The following is a 22,927-nucleotide window of genomic DNA, read 5'->3' on the forward strand; positions in this document are numbered from 1 at the left end:
TGTTTTAAAAATAACTGCAAGGAGAATTATGACAGAGAATAAGAGATTTAAACAGGTACTTTTTATATTTAAGATGTATTATATGATTTATTTACTGCTGGCTTTCAATGCCTTTGTAAACGGGACTGTATGGATGAAGTATGCGACGATTTTATCGGCGGTCTGGGGAGCGGTGCTGGGGCTTTGGATGCTGAAGGATTACCGGCTTTATCTGAAGGTTCCGAATCTTTGGCCCCTGGCTGCGTTCTTGCTGAGCGCGGTATTCAGTGCGGTTATGAATATAAGGTATGGATATCTGGAGAATATAGAAGGCCTTGTATGGATGTTTATCTCTTTGTTTATTATATATATACCGACCTGCACGTATAGCAGGGAAGAGGTATTGAAGGAATTGAAAATTACGGCGGCGGTGTATGTTGTCTACTGTACCGTTGTTCATATAATCAGCCTTTCTATGGTGTATTGGGGCAGGAATATGGGATATACAGACCCTCTGGGGACAGAGCACATCGTAGGATTCAACTGGGGACGGCTTTGGGGAATCTATGACGAACCCAATAGGGGATCTGTTATCGCGCTGGCGGCAGTATTTCTGGCAGTTTATCTTTTCTGGATATCCAAAAGGAAAGCCGGGCAAGTTTTCTGGGTATTCAGTATCATGGTGCAGTTCCTGTTTCTTGTATTTTCCGATTCCAGAACTGGGGAGGTCGCTCTGGCTGCCGGTCTGTTTGTAATGGCAGGTCTCTGTCTGTACCGCCGGTTTGGAAGATTCAAAGGAAGGGCTGCGGCAGCGTTCGCTGCGGCGCTGGTGATCGGATTGGCAGCAGTTGCGGGAACCATGGGATTTAAACAGGTCTATAATACTGTAGATAAAAAAATAGAAGCAGTGCACAGGGCAAAGAAAAATATTCCAAAGAAGAGCAACTCAGGAAGGAAAGCGATCGGGCGGAAAGCCGATCTTGCGCATGACCTTAGTAATGGCAGAATGGGAATTTGGGAAAGCGGTCTTGAGATCATAAAGGCATCTCCGGTATACGGCGCCAGTTACCGCAATATTACGGAATTTGCAGAGGACCGGTTTCCGGAAACATATCTTGTGAAGAATTCTTTGGGTATCAAATATGACTCTATGCACAGCATGGTGGTGGATACGGCTACGGCACAGGGCGCTTTGGGCATAGCAGCGCTTATATGGCTCATGGTTAATACGCTGTTGTATATGAAGAGAAAGGTAAAGGGAGCGCCACCTGATATCTTCAGACCTGCGGTGGCTGTTTTCACGGTAATGGTTTCTATTTCGGCGGCGGCCACGGTGCTTTCCACGATCTTTTATGTGAATTCACCGGAGACATTTTGTTTTTGGCTGTGCTTTGGATATTTCATTGCCCTGCTACAAACAGGGCATAAGGAAGAGGCAAAATGAAAAAGGTTTTAATTGGATTTATTATGGATGGTACAGGCGGAGGGATTGATGGATATCTGCTTAATTTTCTGGAAACCGCCGGGGGAGAGGATGTGCAGATGGATTTCCTTACCAACCATATCGATGAGGGGCTGCGGCAGCGGCTCGAAAAGTATCATTCCCGTTTATTTGAGATTCCCAGCCTGCGCCACCCTTTTAAACAGTATGCAAAGGTGTGCCATTTGATCCGGAATAACCACTATGATATCGTTTATTTAAATATATCTACGGCAATAGATTGTGTGGCAGCTCTGGCAGCAAGAAAGTGCATGGTAGAGAAACGGGTCCTGCATTGCCATGCCAGTGGGAATGACTGTGCAAATTCACTGAAACGACTGGTCTTTAACTGCATTCATAAAATATGCAGACTGTTTTTGTACCGGACAGGCACCGAGTTCTACGGTGCTTCCAGACTGGCCGGAGAGTGGGCATTTCCGAAAAGAATCGTGGATTCGAATCGTTTTCATGTAGTAGTGAGTGGAATTGATACCCAAAAATATACATTTAATCAACACATCAGGGATGACGTGAGAAGGGAACTACAAATAGAGGACTCTTTCGTGGTCGGTCATGCTGGTACGTTTACCTATGTGAAAAATCATGGGTTTCTTCTGGAAGTATTCCGGGAAATCTATAAAAAAGATTCCAAGGCCGTTCTTCTGCTGATCGGAGCAGGAGAGGAAATGGAAATCATAAAAAAGAAAGTGCGGCAGTATGGGCTGGAAAGCGCGGTGCGTTTGACGGGCTGGAGGAATGATGTGGACAGGCTTCTTCAGGGCATGGATTTTTTTGTTCTTCCGTCTCATTTTGAGGGTCTTTCCATGATCAGTCTGGAAGCACAGGCTGCGGGGCTGCGCTGTGTATTAAGCAGTGGTGTGCCCGAAGAGGCAAAGATCAGCAGGGAGTGTTATTTTCTTCCGTTAAGCGCAGGTGCTGATAAATGGGCAGAATTTATATTAGCTCACAGGGAATATGACCGAAATAACGTGAAAATAGATATGGACAGCTGTTTATTTGACCTTAATGCCCAGAAGGCTGTTCTGAGAGGAATATTATACCCAAAGGGCACCCCATAACTCATGCCCTGCGGGCGGGTCTGCGGAAAAGCCGCAGATTAATATATAGAATGGCGGCAGCTGTTTCTGGATTTGAACAGCTGAGAACCATAAAAAACTGGTGATAAACTCTGCCAGGAAGTGAGGAAATATACACATGGTATTGGTAAGTGTTGTAGTTCCTGTGTATAATGTGCAGGATTTTCTTGAAAAGTGTGTAAAAAGTATAAAAGCACAGACATATCAGGAGTTGGAAATTATACTGGTGGATGATGGGTCCACGGATCGCAGTAATGAGATGTGTGACAAATTTGCACAGGAAGACTCCAGAATTCGGGTAATCCATAAGAAAAACGGGGGACTGAGCGATGCACGAAATGTGGGGGCAGGACAGGCTGCAGGAAAATACCTTTTTTTCCTGGACAGTGATGACTATGTGGGCAGCAGGCTAATTGAGAAAGCAGTGGCGGCAGCAGAAAAATTTGACAGTGACATCGTATATTTTGACTATAAACGGATGGAACCAAATGGGGATGTTGAGGTATGTGCCTGTAATCTCCCGGAGATGCGTCCTATCAGCCTTAAGACGAACCCGGAGCTGATGCTGCAGACACTTTCTGTGTGTGCGAAACTGTTCCGCCGGGACTTTTTTACCAAAACAGGCCTGTTTTTCCCGGTAGGATACCGCTATGAGGACCTGGGGACGATTCCCAAATTAGTTCTCACGGCAGACAATGTTGTATATTTAAGAGAACCGTTGTATTATTATATGATAAGGGAAGGCTCTATTACCACCGGCACGGAGGATGAAAAGAATTACACCCACAGAAGAAAAATGGTGGAGGGGGTTCTGGACTATTATCGGGAAAACGGACAGTTTGAGACTTTCCACAGGGAACTGGAGTATCTGACATTTTATAATATGTATTTTATTCCTGCCAGGGAAATGATATATCATGACAGGAAAAGTCCCTATGTGAAAAAGTGCAGGGATTTAACCGCAAAACTGTTTCCCGGGTTTCGAAAGAATCCTTATATAAAAAATATGGGCAGGAAAGAAAAAATACAGTTCTGGATACTGGAAAAAGGGCAGTTCTGGATGATGAATGTACTGTCCTGGGCGAGAAAACAGTCGGACAAGATGAGAAGACGATAGGAGAAAAGACAATGGATAAGGTATTATCAGTAGTTATTCCATCATACAATGTGGAACGTTTTTTAAGGCAGACACTGGATTCTTTTCTGGATGAAAGAATATTGAAGGATATAGAAGTGTTGATTGTAGATGACGGCTCTTCAGACGGTACGGCTGCAATAGGAAAAGAATATGAGAACAGATATCCGGACAGCATCCGCCTGATTTCGAAGAAAAACGGCGGGCATGGTTCTACAATTAACCGGGGGATAGAGGAATGCAGAGGGACATACTTTAAAGTGGTCGATGGCGATGACTGGGTAGATAAAGATGGATTTGTCTGTATGGTGGAGAAACTGAGAACGTGCAGCGCAGACTATGTTGTATGTAATTATTATGAGGTGGACGATCAGACAAAAGAGAGGACACCGCGTGAGTTTAAAATGCTGCAAAGGGAACAGGGCAGCGGGGAATACTGGGATTTTAGTGATATTGTAACAAAGACACAGATCCCAATGCATTCGCTGGCAATCCGCTCGGCAATTCTCAAGGAACATCATATCCGGCTGGACGAGCACTGTTTCTATGTTGATGTAGAATATATTTTGTATCCGGTTCCTTATGTGGAAAAGGTTGCTTATTTTGATATTTATGTTTATATGTACCGTCTGGCTCAGGCGACTCAGAGTGTCAGCATGCAGGGATATCAGAAGCACATACAGAATCATATAGATGTGATCATGCATCTGACAGATTTTGTTACGGAATATGCAAAACAAGAGGGGAGCCAAAAAGAAAAAATTGAGTATATTTCAAAACGGATTGCGGAGATGGTAGGGGAGCAGATTACGATCTTCATGAGTTATCCGGTTGAGAATGAGGAAATGAAGCAGAAATTTGTAGAATTTGACAGGGAGCTGCTTGCGAAGAATCCCGAGGTTTACAGGCTTGCGGGGCTTGAGAGCGGAACGTTAAGTCTTTTGCGGCGGACGGGGTTTAAGGGATATAAGACGATAGTGAAAATGGGGAAAAAGAGAAACGGGATGGAGGAAGCATAATGGCCCTGAAGGTAAATTCGGTGAAGTTTAACTTCATTATGAATTTCATACTGACGGCATCTTCTATTTTATTTCCGTTAATTACCTTTCCTTATATATCCAGGACACTTTTAGCGGCAGGAAGCGGAGCGGTATCGTCGGCAGCATCGGTGCTGACATATTTCGCGATGTTTGCATCGCTTGGGATCCCAACTTATGGAATCCGTGCCTGTGCAAGAGTACGGGATAATAGGGAAGAACTGTCAAGAACCGTTCAGGAGCTTCTTATCATCAATACGGTAACAACGGTGCTGACGTATGCTGCATTCTTAATTCTCCTGGCTGTTGTCCCTAAATTTGCAGCAGAAAGAGAACTGCTTCTGATTAACAGTGTATCGCTGTTTCTTAATGTTATAGGAGTGTCATGGCTTTACAGTGCATTGGAAGAGTATGGGTACATTGCAAGCAGAACTTTGATTTTTAAAGTGATATCAATCGTATTCATGTTCCTGATGGTAAAGAGCCCGGATGATTATATTGTCTACGGCGCTATCAGCGTGTTTGCGGGAGGCGGTTCTTATGTGTTGAATTTCCTGCGTTTACGCAGATATGTGGATTTAAAAAAGACACAGCGCTACCGTTTTAAAGAGCACTTAAAACCGATTATGATTTTTTTCGCCACTTCAGCGGGAATCAGTGTATACACGAATCTGGATACCGTTATGCTGTGGATGATGAAGACAAATGTAGATGTAGGATATTACAATGCAGGCATTAAAGTGAAAACAGTTTTGACCACTCTCATTACATCATTAGGGACGGTACTTTTGCCCAGGTTATCCTACTATGCAGAAACAGGAAATAAAGAAGAATTCTACAAGATTATAGCAAAAGCCTGTAACTTTGTTGTACTATTAGGTACTGGGGTAACTATTTATTTCTGGATGTATGCAAAGGAGTCTATCCTACTGCTGGCCGGAACAGATTTCTACGGAGCTATTGCACCCATGAAATATCTGATGCCTACGGTGATTTTAATTGGACTTTCTAATATAACGGGGATACAGGTGCTTATACCTACAGGGCGGGAACAGAAAGTCCTATATTCTATCCTTGTCGGTGCAGCAACTGATTTTGTTTTAAATTTAGTGTTGATCCCCTATATAGCGTCAGACGGTGCAGCAATTGCAACTACCGTGGCAGAATTTGTCGTGCTGTTGGTACAATGCGTCTATTTGAAGGATACGCTTTCTAAAATTGTAAAAGATATCAGTATACGGAAAGTGTTGGTCGCGTCTGCGCTTGCAATGGCTGGTGGTGTGGTTGTACAATTATTGAATATTAAGAATCTATTTTTGGAGCTGTTCGTATCGGCAGTAGTGTTTTTCGGGATATACGGGGGAATGCTCGTAATGCAGAAGGAAAGTTTTGTATGTGAGATATTAGAAAGCAGTTATCAAATGATAAGGAATAAACTGAACAGGAGATAGAAAATGGAACAGCATAATAAAGGATGGTTCAAGAGAACTCTTCAGTCGATTTGCAGAAATAAATATATATGGCTGGCATTTGCCATAGCATTTTTACCGAGGCTTCCTTTTGTGCTTCAATCCGTACCAGTATCTATTGGCGGGGATGAAATCTTTGCAATGGGGCCGGCGGCAAAGCTGGTTGGATATGACTGGAGTGGGGTTATGCAGGACTACCGCTATTATGGGTATGGGTATACGGTGCTGCTGGTTCCATTTTTTAAATTGATACATGATCCGATCTTACTGTATCGAATGATCGTTTTACTGATGGCTTTAGCTCAGAGCGTCAGTGCACCAATCTCATATCATTTGATGAAGCAGTATTTTCATGTGGACAATGAAAAAATATTATGCGTTTCTTCTATATGCTGTTCCTATCTGGTAGCTGTGAGAGCTGTATATACTTATCCAGAGTTCATCTATGTTCTGGTAATGTGGCTGCTGGCTTGGGTGCTGCTGCGGATGAATTCATGTGTAGATGATTATAAGAAAAAGATTATATATACAGTTGTTCTGGTTTTGGTTCTGTTCTATGCTTCAACTGTACATTCACGCGCAACGGCTGTTTGGATGGCTGTGGCATTTGGGGTTGTTTATTATGGGTGGGCTTATCGGAAAACTTTAGTATCAATTCCAGTGTGCCTTGTGATGGGGACAGGAGCCTTTGTTGTTAGCCAAAAAGGGATGGAGGCTGTGTTAGATTATTTCGTGAAAGCATCCAGTTCTGGTATTGCTAATACAGGAGTTTCTTTTTCAATAGGATATTTGCTGGAAGACATAAAATCATGGCCGGCATGGGTTAATATTATTATAGGACAGTTGAACGAAGCTGTTATTGTAACCGGTGGTTTGGCAATATTTGCGGTCATTGCCATTCTGATTCTTTTGTGGAGAGGCCTAATAAGAGCAAAAAGTAATATGGCAGAAGTTTATCAAATGAGTCCATATATGGTAGTTGGAAGTATTTTTATGGCTGCTGTAATTGTTACAATCGGAGGACAATCAATTAGTTGGCTTGGTGGTGTGACGAGTGCAATGTTTTATGAGGGGGATCCTGATGCATTTCGTGCAATAACTTATTTCCGCTATTATGGGGCCTATGTTGGTCCGTTGCTGATGGCAGGTATCGCCTATTTTTATCATAAAAGACAAGCACTCGGCAAATTATATCCGGTTGTCTGTGTGACTGCCGCATTGCTGCAGGGGTATTGGGTTGTGTGTATCTTGCCTTTTATCAGTGAGTTTAACGGTTCCTGCTGGGATTTTGCACCTTATTCATTAACCAAAGGATTTGAAGATGTGATTAGGCTTCGCACTTATCTGCCAGGTACATTTATAGTATTCCTTATTTTGCTTATCAGTTATATTTTATACAGGTATAATAAAACACATATAATACTAGGTTTATTATGCATTATGCTTATTTATTGTTATTGTTTCAATGCTTTGTATCATGAGGGATACCGGGGGCAAAAAAATTATACTTATGTAGATGATAGCGTACAGCTTCTTAATGACCTTAAGAAAGAAGCGGTTTTACCTGATAAGATATATGTTGAGGATGGCCGTGTAGGAGGAATTGGACAGCAGACAAAATATCTATATCAATTCAATTTATTAGACAAGCCTGTAGTTTCTGCTGAACCGCCAAAAAATGAGACGGAAGCTATCTTTTTGTGTCAGAATCCAAAGGAATGGTCGAAACTTATAGATGAGGGATATTTATGTGGTAAGATAGCAGAGCATGAATACATTTATGTGCTCGGAGATCAACTAAAGGAAAAGATAGGAGAAACTGGTATAACATTGACAGCCGGTTATTAAGGGTAGAAATTATGACGGAAGTGTGTTATATTATTTAAGAGCATGTCGAAATTTGCCAAAAAACAAATGAAGAATGGGGAAGGTGAAATGAAGATAGCGGTTGCTGGTACTGGGTACGTAGGTCTTGTTACAGGAGTTTGTCTGGCTAGTAAAGGACATGATGTTACGTGCGTGGATATAGATAAAAAAAAGGTGGAGATCATGCAAACGGGAAACTCTCCCATTTATGAGCCAGGGTTGTCGGAATTGATGACGGAAAGCTTAGAGCATCTTACATTTACGACAGATTATCAAGAGGCATATCAAGATGCCGAAGTGATTTTTATAGGGGTGGGGACTCCAGAGAAGCAGGATGGTTCAGCAAATCTATCCTATGTATATAAAGTTGCTAAGCAAATAGCAGAAAGTGCGAAGCAGGACTGTGTTGTTGTCGTGAAGTCGACCGTGCCGATTGGAACGAATGATAAGATCGAAGCTTATATTCACGACAAACAGAAAAATGATGTGAAGATTTATGTGGCATCTAATCCGGAATTTCTTTCTCAGGGAACTGCTGTGAGGGACACTTTACATGCGGCCAGGATCGTAATCGGCGTAGAAGATAAAGTCCCTGGGGAAATATTAAAGAAGGTATATAAGGAGTTTGATGCGCCTAAACTTGTTGTGAAGAGAAGAAGTGCGGAAATGATTAAGTATGCATCTAATGATTTTCTTGCTTTGAAAATATCCTATGTTAATGAGATTGCTAATCTGTGCGAGATTGTTGGGGCAGATATAGAAGAAGTAACTGATGGAATGGGTTATGATGCCAGGATAGGAAATAAATTTTTGAATTCTGGCATTGGCTATGGTGGCTCCTGTTTTCCAAAAGATACGAAGGCTTTGAATTGGCTTGCTAATTTTAATGATAACGAAATAAGAACCATTCGTGCTGCAATAGAAGTGAATGAAAATCAAAAGTTTAAACTGATAAAAAAGGCGAAAAAGTATTATGATGATTTTCTGTTTTTAAATGTTGCTGTTTTGGGATGTACATTTAAACCAGGGACTGATGATCTAAGGGAAGCGGCTTCTTTGGTTAATGTTCCGTTGCTATTAGAAGATGGAGCGCATGTACGAGTATGGGATCCAGTTGGAATGGAGAATTTTAAAAAGTATTTTCCGGAAAAGATTCAATACTGCAATAGCATAGAAGACGCTATTTTAGGTGCGGATCTATGTTTGATATTGACGGAATGGGATGAAGTGAAACAGTTTGATGTCCGAAAATATGAGGCATTGATGAATAAGGCAATTGTTCTGGACGGAAGAAACTGCTACACATTAGAACAAATGAAGAATACAAAAGTAGTTTATGATTCTATAGGCAGAAGTGCTGTAAATCAGGAATTACTTAAAAATATATGAAACACGAGGGGAAAACTATGAAATTGATTATTCAAATTCCTTGTTTTAACGAGGCGGAAACAATAGAAGTGGCATTAAACGATCTGCCTAAACATATCGAGGGTGTTGATATAATAGAATATTTGATTATTAATGATGGGAGCACAGACAATACGGTAGAAGTCGCTAAAAACTGGGGCGTGAATTATGTCGTTAATTTCAGAAATAATAAGGGACTTGCCAGGGGCTTCATGGCAGGTCTCGATGCATGTTTAAGGAATGGTGCAGATATCATTGTTAATACGGATGCTGATAACCAGTATTGTGGGGCGGATATTGAAAAATTGATTCAGCCTATTCTGCGTGGTGAGGCGGGGATGGTAGTGGGGGAACGTCCTATTGATAAAACTGAACATTTCTCACCGCTAAAAAAGAGGTTGCAGCATTTAGGAAGTTGGGTAGTACGGAAAGCTTCTAAAACAGATATACCAGATGCACCAAGTGGATTTAGAGCTTACAGTCGCCATACTGCTATGAGATTGAATGTTATAAACGAGTATACTTATACGCTAGAAACTATTGTACAAGCAGGAAGGCAGAAAATGGCCGTAACCTCAGTGCCAATACGGACGAATGCAGAGCTCAGACCGTCAAGACTTTTTAGTAGCATGTTCGGATATGTAAAAAAATCAATGCTAACAATAGGACGGGCATTAATGATGTATAAGCCCTTATATTGTTTCGCGTGCATTGCAACAGTATTCGGAGTTGCTGGATTAGCATTGGGAATTAGATTTATTGTATTTATGTGTATGGGAGCTGGATCTGGACATGTACAATCATTAATACTAGGGAGTATGTTGATTATTATAGCTGTTCTATGTGGAGTAATCGGATTATTAGGAGATGTTATTTCAGCTAATAGAAAATTGCTAGAAGAAATACAGTTTGAGTTGCGTAAGATGGATTATGGTAAAGGACATGAAGAGGCTAAAGCATGTAAAAAGAATGAGAGGTAAGTATAATGCAAGATATCCAATTATCTATAATTATACCTATATTTAATGCAGAAAAATATTTAAATTATTGCCTTAAATCTTTGGAAGGATTAGCTGATAAAGCTGAAATTATTATGGTTGATGACGGGTCAACAGATCAATCGGTAGAAATATGTAATTATTATATAAAAAAACATAGTAGTTATATATATATTAGCAAAAAAAATGGTGGACCTTCTTCAGCAAGAAATAGAGGTATAGAAATTGCTAGAGGGAAGTGGATAACGTTTGTAGATGCCGATGACTGGATTTGTAGTGAAACCTATATTAAAGTATTAGAAAAAGTAAGTGATGATATTGATATATTTTACTTTACATCGGAATATGTAAAGGAGGAAAAAGAAATACTGGATTATAAGGACGGCAAAGCATGTGGGGAATTTTTGCCATATAAGGTCAAAATGGGGCTGCTTAATAGTGATAGTACATATATTAATAAATATATAAAAAGAGGCTTTATTTTTCATGGTCCTGTTGCAAAGTTTTATAAAAGAGAAGTGATTATTTCTAATAATGTTAGATTTCCAGAGAATCTTAGTTGGGGGGAAGATATATACTTCAATTATATAATTTTGGGATATGTAAGCAAACTTATGTATGTTGAAACAATAGGATACTATTATAGAAAAAATAATGAATCTATAATGAATTCATATAAACCAAATAAGAGTAAACAAATGTTAGAACTTATGACTATGATGCATAGAATAGTAGTTAATGAACCAGAAGTTATGGATGCGTATTATAAAATGGGAGTTCGCCAGTATTTATATGCGTTAAAACTAGATATTTTTCATAAGAATAATACATTATCTTATAGTATAAGAAGTAAAGAGGCAAAAAAGTTAATAAATACGGAACCTTTTATGGAATGTATTAAAAAGGCTAATCTTTTTAATTTAAAACCTCAATTAATTTTTATGGGGATTTTAGCAAAAGGACATTGTTTTTGGATAATTGATAAAATAATAAAAATAATATATTAATTATGGTGGTGTATTATGGAATTGATAAGTGTAATAATTCCAATTTATATGGTAGAAAAAGAAATTGATCGTTGTATAAATTCTGTAATGAAACAGAGTTATTCGTATTTAGAAATAATTCTAGTTGATGATGGAAGTTTAGACAGATGTGGGCAAATATGTGATAATTATAAAAAAAAGGATTTGAGGGTAAGAGTCATTCATAAAAAAAATGGCGGACTTTCTGATGCCAGAAATGCAGGTATTGAAGCTGCAAAGGGAGAATATATATACCTTTTAGATTCTGATGATTATATACATCCAAATACAATACTGTTATTATATAAAAACCTTGTTGAAAATAATGCAGATATTTCAATCGCTTCACATATTAAAGGATATTGTGAAGAGTTTAAATGGGGTGTATTAGATAACGATATTGAGATAATATCTGGTAAGGAATTATTAATCAAACAAGACAAAGATAACTATATCGATATTGTTGTCGCTTGGAATAAATTATATAAGAAATCAGTATTTCAAGATCTAAAGTATCCAAAAGGACGTATACACGAAGATGAATATGTAACATATAAAATCTTGTATGCAATGTCTAGATGTGTTTATTCTAAAGCTAAAACTTATTATTATTACCAAAGACAAGAAAGCATTATAGGACAAGGTTATAGTATCAGAACTAAAGATGTAATCCAAGCATTTGAGGAAAGAATGAATTATTTTAAAAAAGAAAATGAAATTTTGTATATTCAGTCATTACAGTATTTGATGAGTGCTCTCTCTAGAAACATTTTGGGTTTAAAGACAATAAATAAAAAGGTTGAGGCTAGGAAGTTGAAAAAAGTATATAAAGGATATCTAAAAGAAAACGTGTATTTAAGTCCTATGCCGAAAAAGAAGAAATTAAAATATAGTATGTTTTATTATTTTGAACCAATATATTCTATTTTAAAACAAAGGATGATTAGTTAGATGCAAAATAGTAATAAACGGATTAATGAAATTCTTTTAATTAGTGCCTTATCGATAATACCTAAATTGGTATTAGTATTTTATGCATACCCTTTTAACATAATCGGAGATGAAATTTGGACTTTGGCCAGCGCTGCCAAAATAGCAGGTTTCGATTGGACAGGAATTTTAGATGGTGGAAGATATTATGGTATGGGTTTTTATTCTCTATTCTTCCCATTGTTTAGAATGATCGATAGTCCGGTGGTTTTATACCGCTCTATTTTATTTATATGTGTAATTATGAATTCGCTTATTTCTATAATCGCATATTTTATACTTATAAACTTCAGCAATATAAAGAAGCGAGGCCTCCGTATTCCTATGGCTGTGCTCGCTTCATATTTTGTTATACTTCCAGTAACATATATCTATAACGAGCATATTTACGTACTTATATGTTGGTGTGTCTTACTATTATTGTTATTATTGGATGCAAATCAAGATAACAAGAAAAAAGTGATGTTATATACGGTTTTACTATTAACTATATTAACATATGCAATGTTAATACATAATAGGGCAATTACTTTATGGATAGCTGTAGTATTTGTTATAATTTTATATTTTATTGCTTATAGAAAATGGATAGTCAATTGGAAAGTATTCTCTATAATGGGGATAATAGTATATATCCTTATTAATATATTTATAGAACATCAAGTTGAGTGGTTATGGATAACCTCTTCTGAAAATTTAGGAAATACTGCTGTTTATAACGGTGGCCTATTAAATATCCTAAAACCGGAATATTGGCAAGCCTGGATAAGTATTATTTTAGGTCAACTTTTTACTGGAGATGTTTTTACAGGAGGGTTATTAATTTTCCTTTTTATAATAGCAGTTGTATTTATTTATAAAGTATTTTGCAAGAGTGAAAAAACAGAAAAAGATACGATTATGTTTATAGTGTTCGTGTTTACTTTAGTTTGCGTAGCGATTACGATTGGTGGGCAATCTGTTAATTGGCTTCAAGGAGTAAAAGAGGCTATGGAAAGAAGAAGTAGCAATGCTGATGCATATAGAGGGGTAACATATTTACGATATTATATGTCTTATGTAGGACCTATGCTTCTTTTAGGATCTATTTATTTAAAAGAAAAGTGGCACGAAAACAAAAAATATGTCCCATATATTATATGGGCAAAAGTACTATTATGTGTAGTTTGGTTTGCGTTTATTTTTCCATACATCATATCAGCTGGTACGGCGGCATCAAGTTTTAGACCTTTTTCATTTCAAAGTATATTTGATATTACAAGTGGCATGCGAACATATTTTCCTGCAGTTGTAGTTTCTATTATACTATTTGTATATGTAATTATAGTTTTACACTACAAAAAATCATACCAATCTATAATATTTCTATTTTCATTGTTCTTTATTTATAAGTATATTTATACAGGAATTACAGTTTTAAATATAGAGAAGGATAATTATCAGTCAATAAATGGATTTGCTAAAGTTGTAGATGAACATAAAGATATCTGCAATAATATTAAAGAAATTTATGTACAAGGCGATAGAGCATTAAAGGAAGAACTACAATTCCTTTTAAAAGAAAGCTTAATTAAAACAGATATTAATTATGCAGATGAATTTATTTTATTCTCGCAATTTCTGGATAATACAAATGCAATAGGAGATTTAGATATATATTATGGTCAGATTGATGAAAACGAATATATTTATGTAAAAGGCAAAGAAAATTTAGATATTATAGAAAATTTAGGGATAGAAGTAATGCAATTGCATGAATAGATAAATTAATAAGGGATTTTTATGAAAAACAAACAGCTTTTTATTAATATGATATCATCATTGATTTCATTTGGGGTAAATTTGGGGATAAATTTATTGCTTACGCCATATATTATAGCTAAACTAGGTAGTGAGGCTTATAGTTTTATACCAATAGCTAATAATTTTATCCAGTATATAAGTATTTTTACAGCTGCGTTAAATGCAATGGCTAGTAGATTTATTACTATTGAATTGCAAAAAAATAATAATCACGGGGCAAATGAATATTTCACATCGGTTTTGATTGCGAATACCGTATTGTCCATGTTTTTAACCATACCCGGGATCTTGATGGTTTTATATATAGACAGTATTTTAAATGTACCGATAGAGGTTCTTTCAGATGTGCAAATAACTTTTACCTTTGTAGGGATTAATCTAGTCATATCATTGATAGGTAATGTGTTTTCAGTAGCAACATTTGCGAAAAACAAGTTGTATTTAAGTTCACTTAAAACAATACAAGGGAATTTGGCTAGGGTTCTTTTAATTATTGTTTTGTTTGTGCTATTTAAGCCACACTTATATTATGTCTCACTGAGCGCTATAGTTTCGACAGCGATTCTGACACTGGGGAATTTATATTATACTAAAAGATTATTGCCAGAGATTAAAATAAAGCGAAAGTTTTTTAAGATCTCGGCCATAAAAGAGCTTTTGATGTTAGGGGTTTGGAATTCTATAAATCAATTAAGTGTAGTTTTATTGACTTCGTTAGATTTATTAATAGCAAATGTTTGTTTGGGAGCAACAGCAGGAGGACAATTTTCGATTGCAAAAAATATACCTACATTAATACAAAGCTTGGTTGGTGTTTTAGTCTCTATATTCATTCCAGAATTTACTATTTTATATGCTAAGAATGAAAAAGAAAAACTTTCAGAACGCGTAAATTTTTCCGTGCAGATTATGGGGTGGCTTATAACTTTGCCTATTGCATTTTTGATGATAAACGGAAAAGAATTTTTTATGCTGTGGGTGCCAGGTGAAGACGCTATACTGTTACATAAATTATCATTGCTCACTATTATTCCTATGATTATTACAGGCAGTGTAAACACTATTTTTAATGTGTATACTGTGACAGGTAAGTTGAAAACGCCAGCACTTGTATTGTTAGTAAGTGGAATTTTTAATGTTAGTGCGGTACTTTTATTATTAAGATTTACAAACTTGGGGATATTTGCAATACCTTTAGTGGCAGCACTTGTTGGAATAATTAGAAATACAATATTTACACCACTTTATGCAGCAAAATGTTTAGAAATTAAATGGTATAGTTTTTATATTGCAATAATAAAAGGAATATTTTGCACTATCACTATGTGCATAATATGTATAATTATAAAACAATTTATTATATGTAATTCTTGGGTGAATTTTATATTTTCTGCATGTATTTCAGTAATAATAACAATGCCAATTAATTTTATTATATTATTTAGTAAAAAGGACAGAAAATCAATATTGGAGCTTATCAGGAAAAAGTAAGAGGTTAGAATATGTTTGAGAAAATATTTAGTATACAGTTTTATTTAAAAACTTATTTTCAAATTTTAAAATCTAGAAAAAATAAGAAGATATTTGTATTTGGAGCTCCATATCATTCTAATATGGGGGATCAGGCACAGACACTGTGTATTAGACAATGGCTAGAAAGAACTTATCCTGAATATACTATCATAATTTTAGAAACATTAATGGCGAATAAATGTGATTTTAAATTTGTTAATATAGTAAAAAGATACATACATTCGCAAGATTTAGTATTTCTGCACAGTGGTTATCATACAACGGATTTGTACATGTTAGAAGAAAAACTACAGAGAAAAGTAGTCCAGGAATTTCGAAATAATAAGCTGATAGCATTTCCACAAACTATTTATTATAGTAATGAGTTAGAATTAGAAAAAGCAAAAAAAATCTATAATGGTCATCATAATTTGGTGATGTTGTGTAGGGATATAACTTCGTATGAAACAGCAAATGATATTTTTCCGAGGGTCAAAACTTTATTATTTCCAGATATTGTTACTAGTAGAATAGGTAAAAGATATTGGGGGGGAGAACGCAAAAAAGTTCTTTTTTGTATGAGAAATGACAAAGAAGGGCTATATAGTTCAGAAGAAATAGAGCAGTTGAGAAAACAAATAGAAAAGAAGGAAGAGACAGATATAACAGATACGACGTTAGGGATTCCTATAAGAAAAATTAGGATGAATAGAGAAGAAATTTTGAATGAACTTTGGACAAGTTATGCTGGGTACAAGTTGGTAATAACTGATAGATATCATGGAACTATTTTTTCGTTAGTCGCTGGAACGCCAGTTATTGTACTAGCATCAACTGATCATAAATTAGAGTCGGGAGTAAAATGGTTTCCTGAGTCGTTTTCATCATATGTAAAATTCGCAAGATCATTAAATGAGGCATATGAATATGCCGAACAAATGCTCGAAACGAAATATGATTATAAGTTAGAAGATTATTTTGATGAAAACTATTATAGCAAGCTAAAAAAATTATTGGAATAGATTTAGGAGTGAAATTAAATGACATATTTGTGTGAAAAAAGTAAATGCACAGGGTGTATGGCATGTTTTAATAAATGTCCGATTTCTGCAATAAGTATAGTGGATGATGAGGAAGGATTCAAACATCCAAATATCAATAAGGAAAGTTGTATTAAATGTGGAGCATGCCAAAATGTATGCCCTATTTTAAAAAGGGTAAAGCCTTACAATTTTCCAAAAGAAGTTTATGCTTGTTGGTGTAAAGATGAAGGCATAAGATTTAAAAGCTCATCAGGAGGAGTGTTTACAGTATTAGCTACTAAGATATTAGAGAAAAATGGTAGGGTGTATGGCGCTAAAGTAGAGGCGGATGGGAGGGTTGTACATTTTAGAGGAACTTGTTTAAATGATTTAGAAAATATGCGAGGTTCTAAATATGTTCAAAGTGAAATAGGGACATGCTTTCAACAAGTGAAAAGGGATCTTGAAGGACAAACCCCAGTTTTATTTACTGGTACACCATGTCAAGTTGCAGGTTTAAGAAATTATCTAGGAAAAGACTATGAGGATTTAATATGTTGTGATCTTGTTTGTCATGGAGTCCCTTCACCTAAAATTTTTAAAGAATACCTTATGTATATGGAGAAAAAGTATAAAGGAACTCCACAAAGGTTATGGTTTCGAGATAAAACAAAAGGTTGGGAAGAATTTTGTATGAAGATTCAGTTTAGTACTGGAATGGTTTATAAAGAATCTACATATAAAGATGTTTACATTAGAGGGTTTTTACGAAACCTTTATTTAAGGAATTCTTGCTATGATTGTATATACACAAATGTAGATAGAATATCAGATTTAACAATTGCTGATTTTTGGGGATATAGAAGAGATAGCTGGAAAGCCAGAGATAATGATAAAGGTATTTCTATGTGTATAATAAATTCAAAAAAGGGGAGAAGTTTATACAATGAAATAATTGAAGGACTTGTTTCACATAAAAAAAATATAAAAGAAGCGGTAGCTGGAAATACTTGTTTAAGTAAAAGTTTCGAAAAACCTGAATTAAGAGAGGCATTTTGGAATGACTTTTTTGAACTGGGGTACGAGTATGTCATTGAAAAATATTGCTATCCAGAGAAAAGGAATTTATTACAGCGATTAAAGGGATCTAGATTTGGAATTGAATATGGTTACATGAAAAGATGGATTAAGTCCTTTATCCGAATAACAAACAATAAGGTATAGTTTATGAAGAAAAAAGATGATTTACAACAGATGATAAAAAATAAGAATATTGTTTATATAGCTACTAAGAATAGTGATTATATAAGAATAAATGAAGAAATACTAATGGTTAAGAGATTAGCTTCATCATATAAAATTATATGCTATTCGGACAAAAAATATTTTAGTCGTATTTTAAAGGTCTATAAATCTATATTGACAACTAGTTTTAAAGATTGTGATATGGTTTTTGTGGGTTTTATGGCTCAAATGATACTTCCTTTTTTATCATGGAAATGGAATAAAAAAGATGTATTAACAGATTTTTTTATATCTATATATGACACTATAGTAGATGATAGAAAAAAAATCAAAGTAAATTCATTAATAGCACTTATCCTAAAGAAAATAGACATGATTACAATAAAAAAATCTAATTGGATTATTACTGATACCGTAGCTCATGCATTATATTTTTGTAAAGAATTAGGAGCAGTTAAAGACAATTGTTACGTTAATTACTTAGAAGCAGACAGAGATATTTATTACCCAATGCAAATAGAAAAACCGATTATGTGGAAGGGAAAAAAAATTGTATTATATTTCGGTTCAATTCTTCCAGTTCAGGGCATTGACGTTGTAATGAATACAATTTCTGAACTTAGATATATAAAGCAAATACATTTTATTATAATTGGACCAGTACAAAATAAAGTTAAAACCGTAGATTACGATACAGTAACATATATCCCATGGTTGGAACAGAATGTACTTGCAAATTATATTGCATTTTCTGATCTATGTTTAGCAGGACATTTTTCTGCAAATGTAAACAAGGCTAAAAGAACAATACCAGGCAAAGCTTATATTTATGAAGCTATGAATAAACCAATGGTATTAGGCGATACAGTTGCGAATCATGAATTATTTGAAGAAGATTCAAAGCATATCTTTGTTCCTGTAGGATCAAGCAAAATACTTGCTGATATAATTAGAGAATTTTTTCAAAATCATTATGATTAGTAAGAGAGGAATTAATAAAATTGAACGATAAAAAGTTAAAACCGTTAATATCCATTATTGTTCCTGTTTATAATGTTGAACTTTATATTGAACGATGTTTAGATTCAATTTTATCACAGACATATACAAATATAGAAATAGTTATAATCGATGATGGATCAACGGATAATTCCGGGGTTATCTGTGATGCTTATAAAAAGAAAGATGATAGAATCCTTGTTATTCATAAAACCAATGGTGGTTTGTCTGATGCTAGAAATAAAGGTCTAAATAGTTGCCATGGTGTATATGTAACTTTTGTAGATAGTGATGATTTTATAGCAAATGACTATATAGAATATCTCTATAAACTTATTGTAGATAATAATGCAGAAATATCTATATGTCTTAGTAAAGAAACGTCTGATGAAACTTATAAGTTTTGTGAAACAAATGATGAAATAGTTATAATGGATTCCAAAGAAGCAATTAAAAAATTATGCTATCAAAAAGATTATACATCTTCTGCATACGCTAAATTATATAATGTAAAATGTTTTGAAGACATAAGATTTCCATATGGTAAATTATATGAAGACATTGCAATAATTTATTTAGTGTTTTCCAAGGCTAATACAATAGCATTTGGAAAGGGGATTAAATATTGCTATTATCAACGCGAGAATGGTATAGTGAGGGCTAAATTTACTTTAAGTAAAATGGACTATGTTGAAAATACATACAGTTTATATAGATTTGTTGATAATAATTATCCCGAAATTTCAACTGCCGCTAAAGCACGTTTTTTATGGTCAAACTTACATGTTTATATGCAGATTACAGATAAAAGAAAGTATAAAAAAGAATATTTATTAATAAAAAGTAATTTGAAGAAATATGGTAAAGAAGTTATAAAAGACGGCGATGTAAAAATAGTGAATAAGATTTTAATTGTTTTAGCAATATTCGGTAATAAGCCAATGAGATTTTTATATTCTCTTAAGAAGAATTTATGAAATACATTTGATATAACATTCAGTGATGGAGATACCAAGTGGAAGCCATGTTGGTGTGGATGATTTTGCTTAAAAAAACGGCATACTTATGGAACGATTATTGTCGATGAAAATTCCCATATTCCTGTTGCTGTTCTGGTATGACGGGAGGGATCTGCCCTAAAAGCATGGCTGACTCATAATAAGCAGGTAACAACAGTAACTCGTGATCGTGCATCTGCGAAGGCTGTGGAAGAAATCTTGCCGGATTGTATGCAGAGTGCAGACCGGTTCCACTTGCATCAAAATCTTCTGGAGGCAGTAAAGAGTGTAATAAATTCAACAGTGCCAGTGGACATAAAAATTCCCAAAGATGCTTCTTTAACTTATGCAGAAGCAGCAGTTTCGGCTCCTCTTGTGGAGAGAGGTAAAAAAATGCCTGAGGCTGTGGATAATTTAATAGAGTATAATCCTAAAAGTGTACAACTATATAACAGCATTCGAGAATACGCCGCTGCCGGATATAGTAAAAGAAAAATCGCTAAAATTTTGCATTGTGGCCGTAATACAGTCAACAAGTATCTTAATGGCGACTATGAATCCCTATGCAATAGAGATTTTAGGAGCGGTATGGATTGATTTTACGATGATATCGTAAAAGAGCTGAACGCAAGTGTGAGCAGAAAAGATGTCTATTGTCATCTGCTCAAAAAGGTTATAAGGGTAAGCATTCGGCTGCCTATGATTATATGAATAAAATCATAAAGCGAGAGCATATTGATATAGCTGTTTATAAAAGCTCTTCCGCAGAGGTTATTCAAAAACGGGAGAAACTGCAGCAATATGACCATATTTCACGAGCGGGCATTTTTCGTTTACTTTGGATGAATAGTGACTTGAGCAAGGCGAATTGCACTTATATTATGGAGCATTATCCTAAAATCCGTCACTTAGATATATGTATCCGAGACTTCCGAAATATGTATAATCAAAAAAGTATGGTGCTGCTTTATTTATTCATTGAAAAGTATAAACTATCAGAAATACAGGAATTATCCCGCTTTGCAGCTGGTCTTGAAAAATTAATTGAAGCAGTTGAAAATTCGGTTACAAACCCTCTGTCTAATGGATTTGTTGAGGGGACAAGTAACAAATTGAAAATGATAAAGCGTACAAGATATGGCCGATGCAGCTATCAGTTATTAGAAGCAAAGCTTATGTATCGTCCTAGTGTATAAATACCAAAATATGCGGAAGAACCCATTTTCACCGTAATATACATTTCCCTTCGCAGGGCTCCTCTGCCAATAGAAGAACTGCTTTTCTGAGAACCCATTAACTCTGCACCAAGCAGTTTTAGGCATCCCGCTGTTTATGCATTCATTCATGATTTTGGTCCAGTGCTCTGCACGGATCTGATGAGTAATATTATCCATAGGGACAACTCCATTAAAAAACTTGTAGTTTTCTGGAGTTATTATCTCATAGATAAATAAAACTAGCACGGTACTAGTGATTTACCGTATACCCATAACATGCAGAGGAAACCAGTCGCATCGTAATAATCAGAAACAGATTATAAACCAGGTCTATTACTATATATTTACATTAATGTACAGAGGAGCATTTCGTCAATTCTAAAAGCTGTACACAGTTCTTATTCTTAAGACTTTTACAGTATTCACTGGGCTTTAAATTAGTATACCGTTTAAACTGATTAGAAAAATAATTCACATTACAAAAATTCAAAAAGTCTGATACCTGGGTTATATTATAAGTGCCTAAGCACAGCAGTTCTTTTGCCTTATCTATTTTAAGCTGCGTATAATAATTCATAACGGTTGAGGCGGTATACTTTTTAAATACTTCAGATAAAGTTGACTTCGAACAGTGCAGTTTTTGACAGAGAGAAGAGAGCGTAAGGGAAGAAAAAAGACATTGTCTCATTATCATAATTGCTTCGCCTACCAAAGGCGGATATTCATCTTCAGGCACATGACGTTCCGGATATGTAAGAGTATCCATAGATATCAGCAACTCCAGCAAAAAGGATTCTAAATTATTAAGCAGCAGCTGTTCTTGTGCCAGGCTGTGGTCAGGTGAAATTACCTGGTAGATCAGCTCTTTTGTATCAATAACAGAGGAAAAGATCTCACTGCAGTATTTCAGTGCATTAAAAAAATATTGTTTCGTAGAATTTGTAAGAAAAATCGGTTGATCAGCTATTTTATCGAGGGCATTACCCTCGTAATAAAAGGCTCCGTTGCATATGGAAGCTTTTATGTTCTTTATCGATCTATGCCGGTGATATTCATTAGGCGCATGGAAATAAATATGGCCTTCTTCAAGTATAACAGTTTTAGAACCGGTAATGATTTCTACACTCCCAATATCAGCGTAAATAAATTCCCAGTAGTTATGAGTTTCTCCGATGGATGTAAATTTAGGATTAAGATCGCAGTAAAAAAAACTAACGATATTATCTATTTGAATTGTTTTATTCAGTAAAGTCTGCTGAAATGATTTTTGCATATCTACTTCCACTCTTTCTGTTTGTAAGGCTCAAAGTCTTATTGTTTCAACCAAAACACTTTACCTTGACTTTCCTATAAAATATAACACAAAATGGATTTTCTTACAAATATCACGTAAGAAAATGTATGTTTTTATTGCGTAATATAAGGTATTATCTAATAAATCACAACTGTTTAAAGTTATTTATTAGGAGGGTATCAAATGAATGGCAGAGAAAGAACCTTAAAATTTTTGAATGGTGAAAAAGTGGATTATATTCCATTCCATCCGTTAGTCATGCAGTTTGCGTCTGAATATGCGTATACGGTAAATCACTAGTACCGTGCTAGTTTTATCTATCTATGAGATAATAACTCCAGAAAACTACAAGTT

Annotated in this window: 20 protein-coding genes; 18 read left to right on the forward strand and 2 right to left on the reverse strand. The window is 35.5% G+C overall.

The window, feature by feature from the left end; all coding sequences use genetic code 11:
- Positions 1–28 precede the first annotated feature (28 nt).
- The 18 genes from ARB69_RS16000 to ARB69_RS26760 all read left to right on the forward strand — a co-directional run bounded on the left by ARB69_RS16000 (position 29) and on the right by ARB69_RS26760 (position 21,258).
- Positions 29–1,423 carry an O-antigen ligase family protein gene (locus ARB69_RS16000; protein WP_055154216.1) on the forward strand — a complete coding sequence of 465 codons (1,395 nt, stop codon included), beginning with the start codon at positions 29–31 and terminating at the stop codon, positions 1,421–1,423.
- Positions 1,420–2,538, forward strand: a complete 1,119-nt coding sequence (locus ARB69_RS16005) for a glycosyltransferase (RefSeq protein WP_055154218.1) — start codon at positions 1,420–1,422, stop codon at positions 2,536–2,538. Before ARB69_RS16000 ends, ARB69_RS16005 begins: the two co-directional genes overlap by 4 nt.
- Before the next feature lie 136 nt (positions 2,539–2,674).
- Entirely contained in the window at positions 2,675–3,673 is a 999-nt protein-coding gene (locus ARB69_RS16010; protein WP_055154220.1) for a glycosyltransferase family 2 protein, read from the forward strand.
- 11 nt (positions 3,674–3,684) lie between these two features.
- On the forward strand, positions 3,685–4,710 hold the full coding sequence (locus tag ARB69_RS16015) for a glycosyltransferase family 2 protein (RefSeq protein ID WP_055154222.1): 1,026 nt from the start codon (positions 3,685–3,687) through the stop codon (positions 4,708–4,710).
- 5 nt (positions 4,711–4,715) lie between these two features.
- Entirely contained in the window at positions 4,716–6,179 is a 1,464-nt protein-coding gene (locus tag ARB69_RS16020; protein WP_055154252.1) for a flippase, read from the forward strand.
- A 3-nt stretch (positions 6,180–6,182) separates the two neighbouring features.
- Positions 6,183–8,045 (forward strand): hypothetical protein, encoded by a 1,863-nt coding sequence (locus tag ARB69_RS16025; protein ID WP_055154224.1) that lies wholly within the window; start codon positions 6,183–6,185, stop codon positions 8,043–8,045.
- 87 nt (positions 8,046–8,132) lie between these two features.
- A complete protein-coding gene (locus ARB69_RS16030) occupies positions 8,133–9,452 on the forward strand; it encodes a UDP-glucose dehydrogenase family protein (protein WP_055154254.1) in 1,320 nt (439 codons plus the stop codon).
- 17 nt (positions 9,453–9,469) lie between these two features.
- On the forward strand, positions 9,470–10,450 hold the full coding sequence (locus ARB69_RS16035; RefSeq protein WP_055154256.1) for a glycosyltransferase family 2 protein: 981 nt from the start codon (positions 9,470–9,472) through the stop codon (positions 10,448–10,450).
- Positions 10,451–10,455: 5 nt separating this feature from the next.
- A complete protein-coding gene (locus ARB69_RS16040; RefSeq protein WP_055154226.1) occupies positions 10,456–11,475 on the forward strand; it encodes a glycosyltransferase family 2 protein in 1,020 nt (339 codons plus the stop codon).
- A 15-nt stretch (positions 11,476–11,490) separates the two neighbouring features.
- A complete protein-coding gene (locus ARB69_RS16045) occupies positions 11,491–12,444 on the forward strand; it encodes a glycosyltransferase family 2 protein (protein ID WP_055154228.1) in 954 nt (317 codons plus the stop codon).
- Complete coding sequence (locus ARB69_RS16050) at positions 12,445–14,244, forward strand: hypothetical protein (protein ID WP_055154230.1); 1,800 nt, start codon at positions 12,445–12,447, stop codon at positions 14,242–14,244. It abuts the gene before it with no gap.
- A gap of 21 nt (positions 14,245–14,265) precedes the next feature.
- Positions 14,266–15,777, forward strand: a complete 1,512-nt coding sequence (locus ARB69_RS16055; RefSeq protein ID WP_055154232.1) for an MATE family efflux transporter — start codon at positions 14,266–14,268, stop codon at positions 15,775–15,777.
- Between the two features lie 11 nt (positions 15,778–15,788).
- On the forward strand, positions 15,789–16,820 hold the full coding sequence (locus ARB69_RS16060) for a polysaccharide pyruvyl transferase family protein (protein ID WP_055154234.1): 1,032 nt from the start codon (positions 15,789–15,791) through the stop codon (positions 16,818–16,820).
- Positions 16,821–16,838: 18 nt separating this feature from the next.
- Entirely contained in the window at positions 16,839–18,044 is a 1,206-nt protein-coding gene (locus ARB69_RS16065; protein WP_055154236.1) for a Coenzyme F420 hydrogenase/dehydrogenase, beta subunit C-terminal domain, read from the forward strand.
- A gap of 3 nt (positions 18,045–18,047) precedes the next feature.
- Positions 18,048–19,046: a glycosyltransferase gene (locus ARB69_RS16070; RefSeq protein WP_055154238.1), complete on the forward strand. Its 999-nt coding sequence runs from the start codon at positions 18,048–18,050 to the stop codon at positions 19,044–19,046.
- A gap of 20 nt (positions 19,047–19,066) precedes the next feature.
- Positions 19,067–20,041 (forward strand): glycosyltransferase family 2 protein, encoded by a 975-nt coding sequence (locus ARB69_RS16075; RefSeq protein WP_055154240.1) that lies wholly within the window; start codon positions 19,067–19,069, stop codon positions 20,039–20,041.
- Between the two features lie 171 nt (positions 20,042–20,212).
- The gene (locus ARB69_RS28320) at positions 20,213–20,659 is read left to right on the forward strand and encodes a helix-turn-helix domain-containing protein (protein WP_129879133.1); all 447 of its coding nucleotides are present in this window, start codon (positions 20,213–20,215) and stop codon (positions 20,657–20,659) included.
- Positions 20,660–20,769: 110 nt separating this feature from the next.
- Positions 20,770–21,258: a transposase gene (locus tag ARB69_RS26760; RefSeq protein ID WP_157355654.1), complete on the forward strand. Its 489-nt coding sequence runs from the start codon at positions 20,770–20,772 to the stop codon at positions 21,256–21,258.
- Here ARB69_RS26760 and tnpA read toward each other — a convergent pair.
- The gene (gene tnpA / locus ARB69_RS28490; protein ID WP_420319457.1) at positions 21,223–21,456 is read right to left on the reverse strand and encodes an IS66 family insertion sequence element accessory protein TnpA; all 234 of its coding nucleotides are present in this window, start codon (positions 21,454–21,456) and stop codon (positions 21,223–21,225) included. The genes ARB69_RS26760 and tnpA overlap by 36 nt on opposite strands.
- Before the next feature lie 172 nt (positions 21,457–21,628).
- A complete protein-coding gene (locus ARB69_RS16085) occupies positions 21,629–22,552 on the reverse strand; it encodes a helix-turn-helix domain-containing protein (protein WP_055154242.1) in 924 nt (307 codons plus the stop codon).
- Between the last annotated feature and the right edge of the window lie 375 nt (positions 22,553–22,927).

It is taken from the genome of Faecalicatena contorta, from assembly GCF_001404335.1.
Lineage (GTDB): Bacteria > Bacillota > Clostridia > Lachnospirales > Lachnospiraceae > Faecalicatena > Faecalicatena contortus_B.

What these genes read in the sequence shown, in the direction of transcription:
- ARB69_RS16035 (WP_055154256.1), top strand. Translation starts at nt 9,470, where the DNA reads ATGAAATTGATTATTCAAATTCCTTGTTTTAACGAGGCGGAAACAATA.
- ARB69_RS16015 (WP_055154222.1), top strand. Translation starts at nt 3,685, where the DNA reads ATGGATAAGGTATTATCAGTAGTTATTCCATCATACAATGTGGAACGT.
- ARB69_RS16050 (WP_055154230.1), top strand. Translation starts at nt 12,445, where the DNA reads ATGCAAAATAGTAATAAACGGATTAATGAAATTCTTTTAATTAGTGCC.
- ARB69_RS16025 (WP_055154224.1), top strand. Translation starts at nt 6,183, where the DNA reads ATGGAACAGCATAATAAAGGATGGTTCAAGAGAACTCTTCAGTCGATT.
- ARB69_RS16030 (WP_055154254.1), top strand. Translation starts at nt 8,133, where the DNA reads ATGAAGATAGCGGTTGCTGGTACTGGGTACGTAGGTCTTGTTACAGGA.
- ARB69_RS16000 (WP_055154216.1), top strand. Translation starts at nt 29, where the DNA reads ATGACAGAGAATAAGAGATTTAAACAGGTACTTTTTATATTTAAGATG.
- ARB69_RS16045 (WP_055154228.1), top strand. Translation starts at nt 11,491, where the DNA reads ATGGAATTGATAAGTGTAATAATTCCAATTTATATGGTAGAAAAAGAA.
- ARB69_RS16010 (WP_055154220.1), top strand. Translation starts at nt 2,675, where the DNA reads ATGGTATTGGTAAGTGTTGTAGTTCCTGTGTATAATGTGCAGGATTTT.
- ARB69_RS16055 (WP_055154232.1), top strand. Translation starts at nt 14,266, where the DNA reads ATGAAAAACAAACAGCTTTTTATTAATATGATATCATCATTGATTTCA.
- ARB69_RS16085 (WP_055154242.1), bottom strand. Translation starts at nt 22,552, where the DNA reads ATGCAAAAATCATTTCAGCAGACTTTACTGAATAAAACAATTCAAATA.
- ARB69_RS16060 (WP_055154234.1), top strand. Translation starts at nt 15,789, where the DNA reads ATGTTTGAGAAAATATTTAGTATACAGTTTTATTTAAAAACTTATTTT.
- ARB69_RS26760 (WP_157355654.1), top strand. Translation starts at nt 20,770, where the DNA reads ATGAATAAAATCATAAAGCGAGAGCATATTGATATAGCTGTTTATAAA.
- ARB69_RS16005 (WP_055154218.1), top strand. Translation starts at nt 1,420, where the DNA reads ATGAAAAAGGTTTTAATTGGATTTATTATGGATGGTACAGGCGGAGGG.
- ARB69_RS16065 (WP_055154236.1), top strand. Translation starts at nt 16,839, where the DNA reads ATGACATATTTGTGTGAAAAAAGTAAATGCACAGGGTGTATGGCATGT.
- tnpA (WP_420319457.1), bottom strand. Translation starts at nt 21,456, where the DNA reads ATGGATAATATTACTCATCAGATCCGTGCAGAGCACTGGACCAAAATC.
- ARB69_RS16040 (WP_055154226.1), top strand. Translation starts at nt 10,456, where the DNA reads ATGCAAGATATCCAATTATCTATAATTATACCTATATTTAATGCAGAA.
- ARB69_RS16070 (WP_055154238.1), top strand. Translation starts at nt 18,048, where the DNA reads ATGAAGAAAAAAGATGATTTACAACAGATGATAAAAAATAAGAATATT.